Origin of the sequence: Burkholderia sp. Ac-20365 (assembly GCF_017104715.1) — a bacterium.
Classification (GTDB): Bacteria; Pseudomonadota; Gammaproteobacteria; order Burkholderiales; family Burkholderiaceae; genus Paraburkholderia.
In genome coordinates this window covers 41,877-61,945 of record NZ_JAAGPI010000021.1, presented here as the reverse complement: position 1 = coordinate 61,945, position 20,069 = coordinate 41,877, and the positions used below count along the sequence as shown (strand labels likewise).

The 20,069-nt window shown below is 61.5% G+C and carries 17 protein-coding genes and 1 pseudogene; 4 read left to right on the top strand and 14 right to left on the bottom strand.

Annotated elements, in window-relative coordinates; translation table 11 throughout:
- Positions 1–61: 61 nt before the first annotated feature.
- The 3 genes from G3O01_RS28150 to G3O01_RS28140 form a co-directional block, all read right to left on the bottom strand.
- Entirely contained in the window at positions 62–991 is a 930-nt protein-coding gene (locus tag G3O01_RS28150) for an ABC transporter permease (protein ID WP_205809870.1), read from the bottom strand.
- Positions 992–1,017: 26 nt separating this feature from the next.
- Positions 1,018–2,118 carry an ABC transporter permease gene (locus G3O01_RS28145; RefSeq protein ID WP_205809869.1) on the bottom strand — a complete coding sequence of 367 codons (1,101 nt, stop codon included), beginning with the start codon at positions 2,116–2,118 and terminating at the stop codon, positions 1,018–1,020.
- Positions 2,119–2,183: 65 nt separating this feature from the next.
- The gene (locus tag G3O01_RS28140) at positions 2,184–3,797 is read right to left on the bottom strand and encodes an ABC transporter ATP-binding protein (protein ID WP_205809868.1); all 1,614 of its coding nucleotides are present in this window, start codon (positions 3,795–3,797) and stop codon (positions 2,184–2,186) included.
- 302 nt (positions 3,798–4,099) lie between these two features.
- Between G3O01_RS28140 and G3O01_RS28135 the strand changes: the two genes are divergently transcribed.
- Positions 4,100–5,029 carry a LysR substrate-binding domain-containing protein gene (locus G3O01_RS28135; protein ID WP_028370402.1) on the top strand — a complete coding sequence of 310 codons (930 nt, stop codon included), beginning with the start codon at positions 4,100–4,102 and terminating at the stop codon, positions 5,027–5,029.
- A 62-nt stretch (positions 5,030–5,091) separates the two neighbouring features.
- On the opposite strand, the gene G3O01_RS28130 is transcribed toward G3O01_RS28135, so the two are convergent.
- Positions 5,092–6,483 (bottom strand): 8-oxoguanine deaminase, encoded by a 1,392-nt coding sequence (locus tag G3O01_RS28130; protein WP_205809867.1) that lies wholly within the window; start codon positions 6,481–6,483, stop codon positions 5,092–5,094.
- A gap of 596 nt (positions 6,484–7,079) precedes the next feature.
- On the opposite strand from G3O01_RS28130, the gene uraH reads away from it, so the two are divergent.
- The 3 genes and pseudogenes from uraH to G3O01_RS28115 all read left to right on the top strand — a co-directional run bounded on the left by uraH (position 7,080) and on the right by G3O01_RS28115 (position 10,187).
- The gene (uraH, locus tag G3O01_RS28125; protein WP_205809866.1) at positions 7,080–7,433 is read left to right on the top strand and encodes a hydroxyisourate hydrolase; all 354 of its coding nucleotides are present in this window, start codon (positions 7,080–7,082) and stop codon (positions 7,431–7,433) included.
- Between the two features lie 230 nt (positions 7,434–7,663).
- Positions 7,664–8,857, top strand: coding sequence for a urate hydroxylase PuuD (locus G3O01_RS28120; RefSeq protein ID WP_205809865.1), 1,194 nt, complete (start codon positions 7,664–7,666; stop codon positions 8,855–8,857).
- Positions 8,858–9,233: 376 nt separating this feature from the next.
- Positions 9,234–10,187, top strand: a pseudogene (locus G3O01_RS28115) (IS5 family transposase).
- 773 nt (positions 10,188–10,960) lie between these two features.
- Here G3O01_RS28115 and G3O01_RS28110 read toward each other — a convergent pair.
- From G3O01_RS28110 to G3O01_RS28065, 10 genes are all read right to left on the bottom strand, one after another.
- Positions 10,961–11,473, bottom strand: coding sequence for an ureidoglycolate lyase (locus tag G3O01_RS28110; RefSeq protein WP_205809864.1), 513 nt, complete (start codon positions 11,471–11,473; stop codon positions 10,961–10,963).
- Complete coding sequence (gene alc, locus G3O01_RS28105; protein ID WP_205809863.1) at positions 11,470–12,483, bottom strand: allantoicase; 1,014 nt, start codon at positions 12,481–12,483, stop codon at positions 11,470–11,472. The genes G3O01_RS28110 and alc overlap by 4 nt, the downstream gene beginning before the upstream one ends.
- Positions 12,484–12,563: 80 nt before the next feature.
- Positions 12,564–13,085, bottom strand: coding sequence for a 2-oxo-4-hydroxy-4-carboxy-5-ureidoimidazoline decarboxylase (gene uraD, locus G3O01_RS28100; RefSeq protein WP_205809862.1), 522 nt, complete (start codon positions 13,083–13,085; stop codon positions 12,564–12,566).
- On the bottom strand, positions 13,082–14,035 hold the full coding sequence (gene puuE, locus G3O01_RS28095) for an allantoinase PuuE (protein ID WP_205809861.1): 954 nt from the start codon (positions 14,033–14,035) through the stop codon (positions 13,082–13,084). Before puuE ends, uraD begins: the two co-directional genes overlap by 4 nt.
- A gap of 154 nt (positions 14,036–14,189) precedes the next feature.
- Positions 14,190–15,047, bottom strand: a complete 858-nt coding sequence (locus tag G3O01_RS28090) for an aspartate/glutamate racemase family protein (RefSeq protein ID WP_205809860.1) — start codon at positions 15,045–15,047, stop codon at positions 14,190–14,192.
- 29 nt (positions 15,048–15,076) lie between these two features.
- Positions 15,077–16,573: an NCS1 family nucleobase:cation symporter-1 gene (locus G3O01_RS28085; RefSeq protein ID WP_205809859.1), complete on the bottom strand. Its 1,497-nt coding sequence runs from the start codon at positions 16,571–16,573 to the stop codon at positions 15,077–15,079.
- Positions 16,574–16,965: 392 nt separating this feature from the next.
- A complete protein-coding gene (locus G3O01_RS28080) occupies positions 16,966–17,682 on the bottom strand; it encodes a GntR family transcriptional regulator (protein WP_205809858.1) in 717 nt (238 codons plus the stop codon).
- Between the two features lie 329 nt (positions 17,683–18,011).
- Positions 18,012–18,938, bottom strand: a complete 927-nt coding sequence (gene ldcA / locus G3O01_RS28075; protein ID WP_205809857.1) for a muramoyltetrapeptide carboxypeptidase — start codon at positions 18,936–18,938, stop codon at positions 18,012–18,014.
- Positions 18,939–18,951: 13 nt separating this feature from the next.
- Entirely contained in the window at positions 18,952–19,491 is a 540-nt protein-coding gene (gene tadA, locus G3O01_RS28070) for a tRNA adenosine(34) deaminase TadA (protein WP_346779225.1), read from the bottom strand.
- 125 nt (positions 19,492–19,616) lie between these two features.
- Positions 19,617–20,018: a DnaJ family domain-containing protein gene (locus tag G3O01_RS28065; protein WP_205809855.1), complete on the bottom strand. Its 402-nt coding sequence runs from the start codon at positions 20,016–20,018 to the stop codon at positions 19,617–19,619.
- Positions 20,019–20,069 lie beyond the last annotated feature (51 nt).

Here is a 20,069-nt window from a genome sequence, read left to right as displayed (position 1 = left end):
TGAATCAGATGTTTTTACTTGATGAACTGGCATACACCGACATGCAATGTGCGGCACACGTTCAGCCGGCCGCAAAGAATGGCTTGCCGAGCGATGCAGGCGCATTCAGGCGAATCGTGTTCGGATTGCGCGAGATCAGCACGAGCACGACGACCGTCGCGACATACGGCAGCATCGCAAGGAACTGCGTCGGCACCGGGACGCCAATCGCTTGCGCATAAAACTGCAGGCCCGTCACTGCACCGAACAATAGTGCACCAATGAGCAGACGACCCGGGCGCCATGTCGCGAACACCACGAGTGCCAATGCAATCCAGCCGCGACCTGAAGTCAACTGCTCCTGCCACAAGTGCAGGTTGACGATCGAGTAGTAACCGCCTGCAAGCCCGGCCATTGCACCGCCGAACAGCGTCGCGCCGTAGCGCACGCCGATCACGGGAAAGCCGACCGAATGCGCAACCTGCGGCGACTCGCCGACCGAGCGCAGAACGAGCCCGGCGCGCGTGCGATACAGGAACCAGCCGACCACGCCGAACATGATGAAGGCGAGATAGTCGAGCGGCGTCAGGCTGAAAAGCGCCGGGCCGAGCACGGGAATTTTCGAAAGACCCGGAATGACCCACGTGCCGATCGACTCGCGCACGGCAGCCGATGTGTATGGCTTGCCGACATAAGCTGACAGGCCGATGCCGAAGATCGTCAGCGAGAGTCCCGTCGCAACCTGGTTGGCGAGCATCGACAACACGAGAAACGCAAACAGCAGCGACATCGCGATGCCCGCGCCGATCGCGGCGAGCACGCCTAGCCACGGGCTGCCCGTGATTGCCGTGACGGCGTATCCCGTCACCGCGCCCATCAGCATCATCCCTTCGACGCCGAGGTTGAGCACGCCCGACTTTTCGGTGACGAGTTCGCCGACGCCCGCGAACATCAGCGGAATCGCTGCAACGACGGCGCTCGACGTGAGCGCGCTGGCTTGTTGAATATCCATAAGATCCAGTCTGGGTTCGGACGGTTTTACGATGCCGCGATACCGCGACGGCGCACGCGATAGTTGACGAACAGGTCCGCACCCAGCAGGCAGAACAGCAGCAGCCCCTGGAACACACCCGACAGCGCCTGCGGTAGTTGCATCGACGTCTGCACGGCTTCGCCGCCGAGGTACAGCAAGGCCATCAGCAGGCTCGCGAGCACGATGCCCACGGGATGCAACCGTCCGACGAACACCACGATGATTGCGGTGAAGCCATAGCCCGGCGACCAGGTCGCCTGCAACTGGCCGATAGGGCCGGAAATTTCACCCATGCCGGCGAGGCCAGCGAGGCCGCCGCTGATCAGCAGCGAGGTCCAGATCGTCTTCTTGTCCGAAAAGCCCGCGTAGCGCGCGGCCAGTGGCGCCAAGCCGCCCACGTTCATCCGGAAGCCCGCGAAGCTTTTGCGCATAAAGATCCAGACCAGCGGAATCGCGATGATCGTCACGAAAATCGATGCGTTCAGACGCGTGCCCTTCAGAAGTTTCCAATGCCAGTCGCCGTAGAGCGTCGGATAGAGCGCGTCGCCTGAGAACATTTCGGAGAGCGGGAAGTTCATCCCTTGCGGATCGCGCCACGGGCCGCTTACCAGATAGATCAGCAACTGCGTCGCGACGTACGTGAGCATCAGGCTCGTAAGAATCTCGTTGGTGTTGAAGCGGCTCTTGAGCAGTGCGGGAATCGCCGCCCACGCCATGCCGCCCAGCACGCCCGCGACCATCATGGTCGGCAGGATCCACCAGCCGGTTGCCTGGTCGAAGTAGATCGCGACGCCGCTCGCCGCGATGCCGCCCAGCAGCATCTGGCCTTCCGCGCCGATGTTCCAGACGTTGGCGCGGTAGCCGATAGCAAGGCCTAGTCCGATCAGACAGAGCGGCGACGCTTTCAGCAGCAGTTCTGCCCAGCCATTGATGCTCGACAGCGGCTCGATGAAAAACGCAAACATCGCCTGGCCGGGATCGCGCCCGACGAGGCTGAAAATCAGAAAGCCGATCGCGAGCGTGAGCAGCGCGGCGATCAGCGGCACGGCAATCTGCATCGTTCGCGATGGCGTCGTGCGGGCTTCAAGTCGATACGGAAGAATCATTGTGCGTGTGGTCGATGTTGTCTCTGCAATTGCATTCGGTGGCATTTCAGTTCATGCATGAAAGATCATGCATGCGCCGGTTGCCCCGCCGACGGTGGCGTGCCTTCGCGATCGCCGAACAGCCCTGCCATCCAGCGGCCGATCTCTTCCGCGTTCGTTTCACCCGTTTTGCGGGTCGGCGACATGCGTCCGCGCGCGATCACCGCGATGCGATCGCAGATGTCGAACAGTTCTTCGAGTTCTTCGGAGATCACCAGAATCGCGACGCCGCGCGCAGACAGATCCAGCAACTGTTGCCGGATGAACGCGGCTGCACCGACGTCGACACCCCACGTCGGTTGCGCGACGACGAGCACCTTGGGCGCCTGCAATATCTCGCGCCCAACGATGAATTTCTGCAGGTTGCCGCCCGACAGGCTCTGCGCAAGCGCACCTTCTCCGCCGCAGCGCACGTCGAACGATTCGATGCAGCGCTTCGCGAACGCGCGCATCGCGCCCGCGTTGATCCAACCCGAGCGCACCATCTGTTGTCGGTGCGCCGTGAGAAGCGCGTTTTCCGCGAGCGACATCGCTGGCACTGCCCCGCGTCCGAGTCGCTCTTCGGGCACGAAGGCAAAACCGAGCCTGCGACGCGCCGCTGCGCCGAGCCTGCCCGCCGGCTTGCCGCAGATCGTGACGGCATCGGCGCGCTGTCCCTTGTGCTCGCCCGACAGCGCCGCGAGCAGTTCCGCCTGGCCGTTGCCCGACACGCCCGCGATGCCGAATATTTCACCTGCGTGCACGCTGAACGACACATCGTCGAGCGACGTGCCGAACGGATCGTCGCTTGCAGATGAAAGATTTTTCACATCGAGCAGCACGTCACCCGGCGTATGTGAGCGGCGCTCGTAATCGGGCAGCGAGTGGCCGACCATCAGTTGCGCGAGCGACGCATGCGTCTCTTCGCGCGGCGTCACACGCCCCGTCACCTTGCCGCCGCGCATCACGGTGGCCGTGTCGCAGAGTTCCTGGATTTCGTCGAGCTTGTGGCTGATGTAGAGAATGCTGCAGCCCTCCGACGCGAGCCGGCGCAGCGTGCCGAACAGCTTGCGCACGGCTTGCGGCGTGAGCACCGAGGTCGGCTCGTCCATGATCAGCAACCGTGGGTTCTGCAGCAGGCAACGCACGATCTCGACGCGCTGCCGCTCGCCGACTGTCAGGCTGTGCACGTGGCGCTGCGGATCGATGTCGAGGCCGTATTCGGCGGACACTTCGCGAATGCGCTTGCCGAGCACCTTCAGATCGAACGGCTCGTCCAGTGCGAGCGCGATGTTTTCGCCGACGGTCAGCGTCTCGAATAGCGAGAAGTGCTGGAACACCATGCCGATGCCGAGCTTGCGCGCCGCAGCCGGGTTGGCGATATCGACGGTTTGTCCTTCCCAACGGATTTCGCCTGCATCCGGGCGCACTGCACCGTAGATGATCTTCATCAGCGTGCTCTTGCCTGCACCGTTTTCGCCGAGCACTGCATGAATTTCACCGGGCGCGACGATCAACGTGACGTCGTCGTTTGCGCGAACGGCAGGATATTGCTTGCTGATGCCGGTCAGCGCGAGGCGCGGTGTGGCGCCGCCGCTACGGTTTGCGCCGTTTGCGTGTGTGCTGCCGCCCGTCGGGCTGCCTGTGGATGTGTCGCTCATGTTCTTCCGTGTTACGCGTGTGGCCAGCGGCACGCGGCGTCCCGCGCGCTCCCCGCCTGAATCCTGCCCGGATCCAGGTTACATCCCGCTTGATACATCGGCCCGGACGCGCGCGTCGTGCTACCGCAGCCGATCGACAATACCGAAATCGACCCTCTCAGTCGAGCCGCCAAAATTCCCGCAGAGCCGCGCCACTGCGTGGTTTGCGGGTATCCCACCCTTGACGGTTTTTTATCTATATATTAAAACGCATATACCCCCAAGCCTGATCGATCAGCCAGAACATATATTTCGGAGAAGTCATGAGTCAGCAACGCGAGGCGATCGACACTTACCTACTGCGCGTCTTGCACACCCTTTTGATGGAGCGCAGTGTCACGCGCGCCGCCGTCAAACTGAACCAGTCCCAACCCGCGATCAGCGCGGCGCTGCGGCGCCTGCGCGACATTACGGGCGACCCATTGCTCGTGCGCGGCAAGTCCGGCATGGTGCCGACGGAGTACGGGCTGCGCCTGCTCGAGCCTGTGCAAAATGCACTGCGCGAGATCGAACGCATTAAATTTCAGCAGCACAACTTCGATCCGGCGACTTCGATCCGTTGCTACCGGATCGGCTGTCCGGACTACCTGAACGTGCTGTTCGTGCCGACTGTCGTCGAGCGCTTCCGCCAGGCCGCGCCGAACGCGACACTCGAGTTCCATTCGCTCGGGCCCGCGTTCGACTACGAACTGGCGCTCGAGGACGGCAAGCTCGACATCGTCGTCGGCAACTGGCCGGAACCGCCCGAGCAGTTGCACCTGTCCAACCTGTTCGTCGACCAGATCGTGTGCCTGATGAGCAACACGCATCCGTTCGCCAAGCGTGGCGGTCTGACGCTCGACCAGTACCTGAACGCGCCGCATCTCGCGCCGACGCCCTATTCCGTCGGCCAGCGCGGCGCCATCGACGTCCACCTCGCGCGCGAGCGCCTCAAACGTCATGTCGTCGTCACGCTGCCGTACTTCAACCTGGCGCCGTACGTACTGATCAAGTCCGATCTGATCTTTACGACCACGCGCCTCTTCGCCGACTACTACGCGAAGTTCCTGCCCCTGACCGTCGTGCCCGCGCCGCTCGACTTTCCGCCGATGCAGTACTACCAGTTGTGGCACGAGCGCGTGCACTATTCCGATGAAGTGCGCTGGCTGCGCAGCCTCGTCGCTGAAGCGACCAAGACGCTGATCGACAAGTAACTCCAGGCACTATCCTGCAGGGCGGCGGTCTCGGACTGCCGCCCTGCTTTCATGCACTACGCTCAGGCTGCACTTTCATACAGCGTCTGCGCTAGCCGGTTGTGCCGCTCGATCACCGGACCGAGATCCACGGTCGTCAACACACCGTCCTTCACCACGACCTTTCCGCCGATCACGCTCGTCGACACCTGCGACGGCGCGCAGAACACCAACGCCGCGACGGGATCATGCAGCGCGCCCGCGAATAGCGGCTGACGCAGATCGAACGACACGAAATCCGCCGCCATCCCCGGCGCCAGCGCGCCGATATCATCGCGGTTCAGCACCTTTGCGCCGCCGAGCGTCGCAATCTCCAGTGCCTCACGCGCGGTCATCGCATCGGGTCCGAAGCCGACCCGCTGCAGCAACAGCGCCTGGCGCACTTCAGCGACCATCTGCGCGCCGTCGTTCGATGCCGATCCGTCGACACCCAGACCGACGGGCACACCCGCAAGCCGCATCTTCTTCACGGGAGCAATTCCCGATGCGAGCCGCATGTTCGAACACGGACAATGCGCGACGCCCGTCCCTGTGCGTGCGAATAGCTGGATGCCGGCATCGTCGAGCTGGACACAGTGCGCATGCCATACGTCGTGGCCGACCCAGCCGAGATCTTCTGCGTATTCGGCCGGCGTCATACCGAACTTCTCGCGGCTGTATGCAATATCGTTCACGTTCTCCGCCAGGTGCGTATGCAGCGACACGCCGTACTGGCGCGCCAGTGCAGCCGACTCACGCATCAGGTCGCGGCTCACTGAAAACGGCGAGCATGGCGCGACGACGACACGCAGCATCGCGTAACGCCCTTCATCGTGATATGTCTCGATCAGACGCTGCGTGTCTTTCAGAATGTCCGCTTCCTTTTCGACAACGGAATCCGGCGGCAAGCCGCCGTCCTTCTGTCCAACGCTCATGCTGCCGCGGCTAGCGTGAAACCGCATGCCGATGCGGCGCGCGGCGGCAATGCTGTCGTCGAGCCGGCTGCCGTTCGGGTAGATGTAGAGATGGTCGCTCGACGTCGTGCAGCCCGATAGCAGCAGTTCGGCCATCGCCGTCAGCGTCGACACCTCGATCATCTCCGGCGTGAGATTCGCCCACACCTTGTACAGGCTGGTCAGCCAGCCGAACAGCTCGGCATCCTGCGCGGCGGGAATCGCACGCGTCAGGCTCTGATACATGTGGTGATGCGTGTTGACGAGGCCGGGAATCACCAGATGCCCCGTCATGTCGAGGATTTCGTCGGCAGTATCCGGCAACTGGTCTGTCGGCCCGACCGCGACGATCCGGTTGTCCTCGATATAGAGGCCGCCATCGCGCAGTTCGCGCCGCTCGCCGTCCATCGTCACGAGCACGGCCGCGTGCCTGACCAGCATTGTTTTGCCGCGCTGGCCAGTTGTATTGTTTTGCATCGTCATTCGTTTCTCCAGTGCTGCCCTGTGTTGCCGCCAATGTGGCCGCTGCACGATGCTGCCGCCCTGCGCTGCATCGCTGTGCCGTCACCGCAGCATGCGGCTTTCCGGGCAAGTGCAAAAGTCGTTCGAACGCGATACCGGCGGCACGCCACCGTGCCGCCGCGTCCGTTCGAACGCAGTTGGCCCGGTTACCCAGCGTGATCCGCCGTCTTCGGGATGCGCGGCCACGCCGCGCATAGCCATAACCTTCGGGCGACAAAATTGCGCTGACAACTCGCGCCATTGCGATACCGAAGTTCACGCCCGTCATATAGTCCGCATTTTTGGCGCCGGTAGGATCGGAACCGTGCAGCACCACCGCCCGTCGCGCATGCATCAGACTGCCTTTCCAGCATCTGTCAGCGGCGCTTCATGCGGCAGCGATTATCTTTCCTATCGCTGGCTCGCGGAACTGAACAATGTTTCTACAATGGATGTCACGGCGCTCGTTTCAATCCGCCGACGGGTATGTAGCCACTGACGTGGAGCCTCGATCCGCCGCAACGTGTAATGGATCGGGCCGCCGCTGAAACCTCGCATCTACACAAGGACAATCGCGAATGGGCAAGCTCACTACCCACGTGCTCGACACGGCCAACGGCCGTCCCGGCGCAGATATCAAGGTTGAACTCTTTGCGCTTTCCGGCGACTCGCGCCGCGCGCTCAAAACCACTACCACCAATCACGACGGCCGCTGCAACGAGCCGCTGCTCGAAGGCGAGGCGCTCGTCGCCGGCGAATATGAACTGGTGTTCCATGCGGGCGACTATTTCGCATCGATCGGCACCAAAGTGCCGGAACCGCGCTTCGTCGATCGCGTCGTGCTGCGTTTCGGCGTGGCCGATGCAGGTGCGCACTATCACGTGCCGCTGCTGGTGTCGCCGTGGTCGTACAGCACCTACCGCGGCAGCTGAAGCGAACCCGGTACGCGTGCACGATCGTGCGCACGCTTGCATTTCGCAGATGACATGGAGACATATGCGAAGCGCAAGCTCAGCAATCGACGGTCGATCAGCATCCGATTTCATCCAACTGCCATCGCATGCACTGATCCGATAGTGGACATGCACCGGCACAACAACCCCGCATGCCGCGCAACACCCCAGATGCTGCGCGAACAACGAATCAGGAGTGGAGGAGTTTCATGGAAGGCTTTATCACCGACTGGCTGAATCTCGCGATTCGCTGGTTTCACGTCATCGCCGCAATTGCATGGATCGGCGAATCGTTCTATTTCGTCGCGCTCGACAACAGCCTGAAACCGCCTACGGACCCGAACCAGCGTCGACGCGGTGTGTTCGGTGAACTGTGGCACGTGCACGGCGGCGGCTTCTACAACATGCAGAAGTACACGGTCGCGCCGCCTGAAATGCCCGATGACCTGCACTGGTCGAAGTGGCCTTCGTACACGACCTGGCTGTCGGGCTTCGGTCTCTTCACGGTGCTCTATCTGTTCGCGCCGAACACGTATCTGATCGACAAGAACGTGCTCGATATGGGCCCCGTCGTCGCGATCTTCTCGGCACTCGGCTTTCTGATCGCGGGCTGGATCGTGTATGACTCGCTGTGCCGGATTCTCGGCAACAAGGACAAGGTGCTCGGTATCTGCGTCGGCATCTACGTGCTGGTCGCCGCGTTCCTCGCGTGCCATATCTTCGCTGGCCGTGCCGCCTATCTGATCATGGGTGCGATGCTCGCGACGATCATGTCGGCGAATGTGTTCTTCGTGATCATCCCCGGCCAGCGCAAGATGGTCGATGCGATGCTCAAGGGCGAGACGCCGAACCCGATCTACGGCAAGCGCGGCAAGCAACGCTCGGTGCACAACACGTACTTCACGCTGCCCGTCGTATTCGCGATGCTGTCGAACCACTACGCGATGACGTACACGCATCCGTATAACTGGGCCGTGCTCGTCGTCATCATGCTCGCTGGCGCGCTGATCCGTCAGTTCTTCGTGATGCGTCACCGTGGCCAGGTACTGTGGTATCTGCCGCTGGCCGGTATCGTGCTGATGTTCGGCGCTCTCTTCTGGACGATGCCCAAGCCCGTCGTGCCTGTTGCGGAAGCGGCGAATGCGCCTGTCATCAAGACGGCCGATATCGTGCCTGTCCTGCAGCAACGTTGCGTGGCATGTCACTCCGCGCATCCGACGATGATGGGTAGCGCGCCCGCTGGCGTCCTGCTCGATACGCCCGCAGAGATTTCGACGAACGCACAGCGCATCTACCAGCAGGCTGTGACGCTGAAGGCGATGCCGCTTGGTAATGTCACGCATATGACTGACGAAGAGCGTCAGAAGATCGCTGCCTGGTTCCAGGGTGGCGCAGTGAACTGAAGATCGAGGTGTCGGTGACGGGCGCAAGCCCGTTTCTTCGAGGTTAGCGGACTATTCGCGCGAGCGGTGGTCCGCTTTTTTTTGCGCCTGGAGGGTGGCGCTTGTTCGTGCGGCATGGTTTGCAGGTTCGTTGCATGCGCAACGAGGGATGCGAAAGCGTTCGCGGTTTGCTTTTGTGGTTTATGCGTTGGTTCAACGTAGTTGTGTTCGCGATGGCATCCGCGATATGCCTTCGTGCTTCACGCGTTGCCCCTGTGCGGGGCGGCACTTACTTTCTTTGCCGCCGCAAAGAAAGTAAGGGAATCTCTGCAAAAGACCTGGCATTGACGCCAGCCTGGAGTATCCTGGGATCAGGAGAAATTCAGGGAGTAGCGTGATGACACAACTCGGTCTTGGTCTGGATCTGTCAACGAAGCGCACGCGCAAGCGCGAGTTTCTGGATGAAATGGACCGCGTGGTGCCGTGAAAGAAACTGATTGCGCTGATCGAGCCTCATTACCCTAAAGGCAAGACGGGGCGTCCGCCGTTTCCGATCCAGACGATGCTGCGCATTCACTTCATGCAGCAGTGGTTCAGTCTCTCGGACCCGGCGATGGAAGAGGCGCTGCACGATATCCCGCTATACCGTGAGTTCGCGCTGCTGGGCACGGGCATGACGCGGCTGCCTGACGAGAGCACGATCCTGCGCTTCCGGCACCTGCTTGAAGCGCATGCGCTGTCGGCCAGCATGCTGGCAACGGTCAACAAGATCCTGCAGTCAAAGGGCTTGACGCTCAAGGTGGGCTCAGCGGTCGACGCGACGCTGATTTCAGCGCCCAGTTCGACCAAGAAGAGTGGCACACGCGACCCCGAAATGAGCCAGACGCAAAAAGGCGGCAGCTGGTACTTTGGCATGAAGGCACACATTGGAGTCGATGTGGAGTCGGGGCTGGTGCACACGGTGAAGTGCACGCCAGCCAATGTTCACGACATCACGGTGGCGCATGAACTGTTGCACGGCAAGGAGAAGGTTGCGTTTGCCGACGCGGGCTACGTGGGCATTGAGAAACGAGGCGAAACGAAGGCGGTTCAGTGGCACGTCGCGATGCGCCCGAGCAAGCGCCGAAAACTGGACAAGAGCAAGCGGCTGGATCGGATCTACAACGAGATCGAGCGGCTCAAGGCGGGCGTGAGAGCGAAGGTGGAGCACCCGTTTCGGGTGCTGAAATGCCAGTTTGGCTATCTGAAGGCGCGATATCGGGGGCTGGCAAAGAACACAGCGCACATCGAAACGCAGTTCGCGTTGGTTAACCTCTGGATGGCGCGCAAGGCGCTCGCCAAAGCGAAATGAAGGGCGAACACGCCCCGCAAGGGCGCTGCGCCCTTGCGCAAGAGGCGATCGGGAGCCGATCCATCTGTTGTAAATGACCAGGCGACGCTCTCTCTGAGCGTGTCAGTTAGAAATCCAAAGCAGAAAACGGGTTGTTCAGACCTTCCTAAGCAAAGAAAGCGGGCTAACACCGCCAATTCTTGACCACTGCCTGAGGGCCCCCAACAGTTCCTCCACTTCATACGACAACCTCTCAGTCCCCGCCCGTTGCCGGCGCTTCGAACAGGCGCCTCACCCACTTCAATCACCCACAGCGCAGCCAGCGGCAGCGAATGGTTACGGCCGCCCAGGTGGCAAACTGTGTGTCGGTCGTAGTGCCTCACACCTCAGCGCTCCTACGACACCGGTCGTGCTTTTCAGTCCGGAGTGATGCGCGTACGCCGCGAAAGCCTACGCACAGTTTGCCGCTATAGAACGTGGGAGATTTGATCGCTCTAGTGCCGACGCGGGAGTGTGAAGCGGGTGAGGTGCTCATTAAGAGCGTTGGCAGTGGGCGTCGAGAAAAGCAACGCCGCATGAAGGAGAGGACCCGTTGGGGGCCCTCAGGCAGGAACAAGAATTGGCGGTTTTAAGCGGCTTTCTTTTGCCTACTTTTCTTTGCCGCGGCAAAGAAAAGTAGGTGCCGCCCCGCACAGGGGCAACGCTAGCAAACCAAAGGCAAAACGCGGATGCCAGCGCACAGAGCAAAAAACCAACCAAATGCCTGCGCAGCAAAAAACAAACCACAAAACCGATCAAACAACAACCGCATTCATCGCATCTTCCGTCAGCCACTGCGACTCACGCAGATCCTGCTCGTTGAGATTGAGCCCATCGCCACCACGATCGACGACGATGAAATCTGTCACCTCACCCAACGCCAGCAGCGGATGATGCCACACGCCTTTCGCGTAGTTCACGCCTTGCCAGCCGCTAGTCACGAACGCACGAATCTGCGATTCATCCAGCTCGCCAGCAGGGGCAACAACAACCAGATACGGTTTGTCGTTTAACGGAACGAACGCCTGCGAACCCAGCGGATGCCGCTCCATCATCCTGATTTCGAACGGCAGCATACGCGGCTGTCCGCGAAAAAGATTGACGAGCGTGCGGCCGCCTTCATCCGTGACGTCCACTTTCGCGAGATCGTGATAGCGGATCGTCGTGCCGAGATTGATGGGGATCTGCTTCGCGCCTTCCAGTTCGATCACATCGCCGAACGGCGCGAACGCTTCGCGTGTCAGCGGTTCGATAGCGAGTGTCTTCATGATGCGAGCGTGCCCCACAAACGCAGACGCGACACGCCGCCGTCCGGAATGATGTTGAAGCGGATATGCGTGACGGGGCCGAGAGCCGCAATCTCGCTCTCGTAGAAGTGCTGCTTGTCCATCTGCAGTTTCTGTTCGCCCAGCAGCACGGGCCAGAACATCGCCTGCGTGACCAGCGAGCTATCCGTGCCGCCAGTCACGTACGCGGCCTGAATCGAACAGCGGTCCGGATAGTTGCCCTTGAAGTGCGCCGTGTCGACTTCGATCTTCTTGATGACGCCCGGCTGTGCCAGCGCGACGATCGCCCAGTCGTTGCCCGGCTCACGGCGACGACGCGTTTCCCAGCCGTCGCCCATGTTGACTCCGCGGCCCGGCATCAGCAGCGTCGATGCAGCGCCGAAGTGCTGGTTGTTCGCGCCGACCAGGTACGCGCCGTTTTCCATCGCGGCGAGGTCGAACAGATCGGTGCGGCTCGCGCCCGCCCAGTCGACTTGCGGCTGGCCGTACACGCGCAGGCGCGCAATGCCGCCGTCCGGATAGATGTTCACGCGCAGGTGGGTGTACGCGTTCGTGTCGCCCACTTCGAGGTAGTGGTGGCTATTGCCTTGCAGCGTCGTCGACGGGACGATCTCAGTCCATTGCGTCGACTGGTTCGGTGCGCCATCGACCACGCGTGCCGCCTCAACGGACGCCGCTGGCGGGAAGTTGCCCGTGAAGTGGCTGGTGTCGAGATCCAGGCCCTTGATCACGCCCGGACGCGCGAGCTTGACGACGCACCAGTCATAGCCCGTCGTACGCTTGCGGCGCGTTTCCCAGCCGTCCATCCACTTGCCGTGATCGTCGTACTTGCCCGGAATGAAAACGGCCGGCTCCGGATTCAGCATGCGGTCTTTCGGCGCGAAAAAATCGTCGCTGGCTTCGAGCGCCTGCGCGCCAAGACGCGGGTCCGCGAGATTCACGAAACGGCGTGTGAATTCGGGAGCGTTGGGATCGAGAATCGGGAGTGCCATTGTTGTCTTCCTTGCTGTCTGGTTGTTGCTTTGAGAGTGCGTGTCGCTATCGTGACGATGGTGCGTCGATCAGCCTGCCATCAGGCGCTGATCAGATCGTCGAGACGGAAACGCGCGATACGGTAGATCTGGTCGAGGCTGGCGCGCAATTCGTCGGCGCGGCTGTTGTTCACGCGCGCTTCGAAGTTCGCGATGATGCCGTGCCGGTCGTAGCCGCGTACGGCGAGAATGAACGGGAAACCAAACTTCTCACGATAAGCTGCATTCAACTGCATCAGCTTGTCGAACTCTTCCTGCGTGCACAGGTTGAGACCTGCACCGCTTTGCTCGCGTGTCGATTCGGCCGTCAGTTCGCCGCGCACAGCCGCCTTGCCCGCGAGTTCCGGGTGGGCATTGATGAGCGCGAGCTGCTTCGCTTCGCCCGCTGTTTCGACTGCATGCGACATCGTCTTGTGCAACGCGTCGATGCTCGCGTACGGGCGCTGCGCGGCCGCGATTTCGGCGACCCACGGCGAATGCTCGAAGATGCCCGACAGCGCTGCGACGAACGCGTCGGTCGAGATGCTGTTGAGTTGGTCCAGTGTGTATTGCATCGCCTTCATGCCGCAGCCCCGCGGTTGTCCTGTTGTTGATAGGGATGATGCTCGCGCCAGTGACGCGCGATATCGACGCGCCGCGTGACCCATACGCGCTCATGCTTTTCGATGTGATCGAGGAAGCGTTGCAGCGCGCGGAAGCGGCCCGGACGGCCGAGCAGCCGGCAGTGCATGCCGATCGACAGCATCTTCGGTGCTTCATCGCCCTCTTCGTACAGGACGTCGAATGCATCGCGCAGATACGTGAAGAAATGATCCGCCGTGTTGAAGCCTTGCGGCGTAGCAAAGCGCATGTCGTTGGTGTCGAGCGTGTACGGCAGGATCAGTTGCGGCACTTTAGTGCCGCCTGTCGTTTCGACATCCATCCAGAACGGCAGATCGTCGCCGTAGTTGTCGGAGTCGTACAGGAAGCCGCCGTATTCGGCCACGAGACGCCGCGTATTGGGACTGTCGCGGCCCGTGTACCAGCCGAGCGGCCGCTGGCCCGTCACGCGTTCGATCGCTTCCATGCCCAGGCGCATATGCTCGGCCTCGCGTTCGGCCGACATGTCCTGATAGTGAATCCAGCGATAGCCATGGCACGCGATCTCATGCCCCAGTTCGACGAATGCGCGCGCAACTTCCGGATGCCGTTCGATCGCCATGCCGACCCCGAACACCGTCAGCGGCAAGCCGCGCTTCTCGAACTCGCGCAAGATGCGCCACACGCCCGCGCGCGAGCCATATTCGTAGATCGATTCCATGCTCATGTGGCGCGATGGATACGACGCCGCGCCCACGATTTCCGACAGAAACTGCTCCGAGCCCGGGTCGCCGTGCAGCACGCAGTTCTCGCCGCCTTCTTCGTAGTTGAGAACAAACTGGACAGCGACGCGTGCGCGTCCCGGCCAGTTTGCCTGCACAGGGTGGCGGCCGTAGCCGATCAGATCGCGTGGATAGTTCGGGTCGAGTGACATGATGTGAATGCGCAGCGGTTGACGTGAGCGTTGACAGATACACGCCGGCGGACGTCGTGAAAGCGGCAAAACGCGCTACGGCAAGGCCGGCAGGGTTGAACCAGTGTAGCGAAAACACCCGGGTGCGCCCATACACCCGGGCAGATAGTGCATGTCAGACTGAGTGTATGTGCGGTGCAATATCGGCGGCTGGGTCGCCGCGCAGTGCATTTGCGTTTACCCGAAGCAGCGCTTCAGCGGCACTTTGGTGCACAACCGGCGCAGCAGCGGGCTGATCGCCCGTCGGGCTGAAGCGTGCGAACTCGCCGTCGTAGCGCTTGGCGAGCGGGCGCGCGTAGTCACCGCGCTTGGCGGTGGCCAGACGCAACGAGACGAGCGCTTCGACCCACTTCACCGCCGCCGTCACGCCTTCGACGACCGGCGCGCCCAGTGCATCCTCGATCTCACGGCACAATTCAGCCATCCCCGCACAGCCGAGCACGATTGCATCCGATCCGTCCTCGTCGAGCGCACGGCGGCATTCGTCGAGAATGATGCGCCGCGCGGACGAACCGGGCTGATCGAGTTCGAGCACGGCGACATCCGTTGCCCGCACGTTGCGACAGAAGCGTTTCATCCCGTAGCGCTCGGCCAGATGCCAGGCCATGCCGCAGGTGCGCGAGAGCGTCGTCACGACCGAAAAGCCCGGCGCCAGCACGCTCGCCGCATGCATCGCCGCTTCCGCGATGCCGATGACCGGGCCGCGCGCCAGTTCACGCGCCGCATAAAGGCCGGGATCGCCGAAACATGCAATCACGTAACCATCGAAGCCATCGCGCTCGCCCGCTTCGATTTCCGCAAGAAGCCCGGGCGTGGCGAGCGCCTCGTCGTAATACCCTTCGATCGACGGCGGGCCCATCGTCGGGCTCACCGCCACCAGCTCCGTACCCGGCGCTACGACGTCTCGCGCACAACGGCCCATGGCCTCCGTCATCCGTTGCGTCGTGTTCGGGTTGATCAGTTTGATACGCATGTCGACTCCGATTGCATCTTGATGAACTTTCATGCACCGCGCAGCAGCTTGCGAGCCAGCACGCTGTAGAACACTGCACCCAGGCCTGCGCCGATGAACCACGAGAAGTTAGCGAGACCATTCAGCGACGGCACCATCACGCAGATCACCGCAATCACTGCAGCCGGCAACAGCGCGCAGACTGCACGATAGTTCACGCCATTGTGATACCAGTACGAACCTTTTTCAGACACCGTGTACAGGTCGTCGAGCACGATCTTCTGACGTTTCACGAGGAAGAAGTCGACGATCAGGATGCCGTACAAAGGTCCGATGAAGCTGCCGAGCACATCGAGTGTGTAGTGGATGACAGCCGGGTTGTTGAACAGGTTCCACGGCGTGATGAAAATCGATGCAACCGCAGCCAGCATACCGCCTGCACGCCAGCTGATGAGCTTCGGTGCAACGTTCGAGAAATCGAATGCAGGTGACACGAAGTTGGCAACGATGTTGATACCGATCGTGGCAATCGTGAAGGTCAGCGCTCCGAGAATCACAGCCGTCGGATAGTCGATGCGGCCAACTGTTTCGACGGGGTCGGTAATCAGTTCACCGAACACGGGAAGCGTCGCAGCCGTCGTGACGACCGTCACCAGCGAGAACGCGAGGAAGTTGACCGGCAAGCCCCAGAAATTGCCGCGCTTGACGCTGCGGAAGCTCTTGCCGTAGCGCGAGAAGTCACCGAAGTTCAGCATCGGGCCCGAGAAGTACGACACCACCAGCGAGATCGCCGTAATCATCACGGGGATCACTTCCATGCCGTGATACTTCACGCCGCCCAGGTTGATGCCGATGTTCTGCCAGCCTGCACGCCAGATCATGTAGCCAGCGAGAATGAACATCACGACATACACGGCAGGACCGGCGAAGTCGATGAACTTCTTGATCGTCTCCATGCCGTTCCAGAACACGAGTGCCTGCAACACCCACAGCAGCATGAAGCCTGCCCAACCGACTGTCGACAGACCCATGAAGCCGTGATGATGCACATCGGCATAAGGCAACAATTGCGGGACGAACTTGAGCACGACAATGACGAGCGCGCTCGATGCAAGATACGTCTGAATGCCATACCACGCGACCGCGATCAGCCCGCGAATCACGGCGGGAACGTTGGCGCCCAGCACGCCGAAAGTCGCGCGACACGCAACAGGATACGGCACGCCGTTCTGCTGGCTGGGCTTCGCGATCATATTGCACAGCACGTTGACGATCGTAATGCCGACGAGCAGCGCAATCAGCACCTGCCAGCTCGTCAGGCCGAGTGCGAAGAGACTCCCCGCGAACACGTAGCCGCCGACACTGTGCACGTCCGACATCCAGAACGCGAATATGTTATAGGCGCCCCACGTCTGATGCTTCAACGGCGCAAGGTCTTCGTTGTACAGGCGTTCGCTGTAGCCAGCGGGCAGCGCGTGTGCGCCTTGTCCGCTGCTGTCGTAATCAGGGATTGCCGAACTATCCGGTGCTGCACTGAACTGAGCCATGGATTCCTCCTAAGATGGGAACGCCGACGGGAATCGACGAACATTGCATCGTGTATGCCAGGCGCACGGCCAGTCCCCTACGTGACTGACGCGTATGCATATCGCTTACAGGTTGCCGCGGGTGTCTCCGTACTTACGTACTTGTTTTGATGACCCGGCAGGCTTTCCGCGAATGCCTGCCGGGCTTTGCCGTGTGAGCGTGGATGCCTGATGGGCGTCCTTCGCCGTACGGTCTTTCGGTCTCGATACATGCCGGGTGCGGCCTGTACCGGATGGGGTCTCAATCCTCAATCGACCTTTGGGTCGACTTTCTGGTCAATCACCGTTCACTTCAGTGCAGCGCGCACCGCCGGCGAGCGCGGGCGTGCGTCAGGCTTGCACTTCGATCAACGTCAGCCGGCTGCGGCCTTCATCGCGCGCGTGCCGAATACTTCGTGCAGATCGGTCCCACCGCTAGCCGGCCGATCCAGCATCTTCAACTCCACGCTTTGCAGGTGACGTGACATCAGCGCGCCTGCTGTTTTTGCGTCGCCGGCATCGAGCGCGGCGAGAATCGCTTCGTGGTCCTCGAACGAACACGGGCTGCGGCCGAGCGATTCATACAGCGCCGAGATCAACGTCGAGCGCGCCACCAGACCGTCGAGGCAATCGCACAGCACCGTGTTGCCCGTCAACGACGCAAGTTCCGTATGGAACTCGCCCGACAGCCTGATCCACGCCGGGAAGTCGCGCGATTCGAACGCCTTGCGCTCCCGCGCGATCATCCCGCCGATGTTCTTCAAACGCCGCGAGCCCTGGCTCGCGCAAATCTTGTCGACGACAGCCAGCTCGATGATCCGGCGCATCTCGAACACTTCATGCACTTCCTGCAGCGACGGACTCGCGACAAACGCGCCGCGGTTCGGTTCCAGATCCACCAGATGGTCGGTGGCCAACTGGGCCAGCGCCTGGCGGATCGGTCCGCGCTTCACGCCGAACACTTCGCACAACTGGGCTTCCGTCAATTTCGCGCCGGGCGCGAGCCGATGCTCGAGGATCGCGGCGCGGATGCGCTCGGCGATCGCTTCGGGTTTCGTGTTGCTCGCAGTGGCGTTGGGTGTCTCGGACATGATGATCGTGCTGTTATGGAGTCCATCTTAGGATGGACATAAAAATTGTCAACAATTTTGACAGTCGATTTTCGACAATTTCGGTTTGGACTGACCTGCCGAAAATGTATCGAAAGCGGCTATGTCTGTTGCTGGATAAAGGTTTTGACGTAAACAAGCCGGTCGGAACCCGCTTGTCTTGCTGGCCATTTTGTCAACAAAAGTGGGCTTCGTGGTGGCGTATCAGCATTTGCAGGGGTGCGATCTGACAGACAGTTAGTTGCGAATGAACCCCAAAAATATAGGCGAGTCACCTCGCCTTCCCATCGATTTGCCACGGAGCGCTGAAGTCAGTCGAGCACAGGATGCCCCGACACCGTCAGCTTGAACCCATGCGCACCCGAAACGAGATGCGCGTCGGCGCCCACGGGCAGCGTCACCATATCGGGGATGTGCCCGAACTGCAGGCCCGTCACGATCGGAATGCCGACCACCGACCTCACCTGCTCGACCATCGCGCGCAGATCGTAGCCGTTGTCGTAGTCGAAGGGTTTGCCGCCCGAGAAATCTCCGAGTACAAGCGCCTGTTGCCGTTCCAGAATGCCCGCCAGATGCAGCTGATAAATCAGCCGCTCGATCCGGAACGGTTGTTCGTTCACGTCTTCGACGAACAGGATGCCGCCTTCGACGGGCGGCATATACGGCGAACCAACCAGCGACGCCAGCACCGCCAGATTGCCGCCCCATAGCGTGCCCGACACCTCGACCGTCTGCGGCTGGGCAACCGTGCTGGACACCGTGAACGTTTCCGACGTCAGCGCTTTCCAGAAATGCTTCATCGTGAAATCGCTGACGTTTTCCGCGCCGAAATCGACGGCAAGCATCGGCCCGCCAAAAGTCGTCACGTTTGCCTGCGACAGCAGCGCGAGCTGCAGCGCCGTGAAATCGCTGTGTCCGCAAAACGCAATCGGCTGATCGGTCAGGCGCCGCTGCAAGCCACGATAGTCCAGACCATGCAGTATCCGCACCGCGCCATAGCCACCGCGCACGGCGAGCACGATATCCGGCAATTCACGCGACGGATCCGCGAGGTGATTCACTTCCGCCGCGCGTTCGCCATCCGTGCCGGCGAAACGCTGATAGCGCCGCTGCGTCGCGTTGACGTTCTCGACGTGATGTCCTTGCGCGCGCAAGCGCTTGAGCGCCAGATGAATCGCGTTCGGATCGTGCGGATAGCCGGAAGGCGCGATCAGTTCGATGGTGCGGTGCTTGGCCATGGGCAGTGGCAAGTCAGGAGGTCTGGGAATTGTCGGAGCGCGAAGCGTCCGTGTCCGATTCGTTTTTCAATGCGGCCGCGGCACGCGCTTCCCGCGCGGCGCGTCGGCGGTCGGCGAAAAATGAGCGCAATGCAGCGCCGCACTCGTCTTCGAGCACGCCGCCCGTGACGGTCGTATGGTGGTTCAACTGCGGATTGGCAAATGCATCGACGACGCTGCCGCACGCGCCCGTTTTCGGATCGCGCGCGCCAAATACGACGCGTGCAATGCGCGCGTGCATGATTGCGCCCGCGCACATCAGACACGGTTCGAGCGTCACATACAGTTCGCAGCCCGGCAGCCGGTAATTCTCGAGTTTTTGCGCAGCGGCGCGCAACGCGGCCATCTCGGCATGCGCGGACGGATCGTGTCCGCCGATCGGATGATTGAATCCCTTCGCGATCACTTCGTCGCCGAGCACCAGCACGGCGCCGACGGGCACTTCGCCGGCCGCGCGTGCCTCGTCGGCAGCAGCCTGCGCGAGCGCCATGAAATGGAGATCGCGTTCGGAAATGGGGACGGGTTCTAGTGCGGGCGCACTGGCGTCATTCGCACCGGCTTCACCGGACGAAGGAACGGGCGAATCTTCAGATGAATTAGGAATCGAAGCCGACACAACTTCAGAATCGACGCCCGTGCTCACGCCTGCCCCGCGTCGGCGGCCGGCTCGATCGCGACGCGCTCCGACAGACGCTCGGCGATCCGGCGGCAATACTCGCGCGGCATCGTGAGCGGACCGCCGCGCAGCGATTCGAGCGCCATATCGAGGGCCAGCATTTTCGCCTGCAGGCGGCAGCGCGTCGTGCTGTCGCTGACGGCATCGAGTTCGTTCTGAAGGTCGCGGAGCGCCCGCAATTGTTCGACGGCAGGCGGCACGAAGCCCGCATTCTTCAGAATGCGGTTCGCGACTCGAACTTCCTCGGGCACCAATGCGTCGTCATCGAGAACCTGCGGTGCGCCGGTTCCCGGCAAATCATCGAACTCGCCGCGCGCGGCCGCGGCGGCAATCCGTTGTTCGACAAGTGCATCAAGCAATTTCATTTGCAGTCCACTACGTTGCGGCTCGGTCATTTTATCAGGACGTTGCGAAAT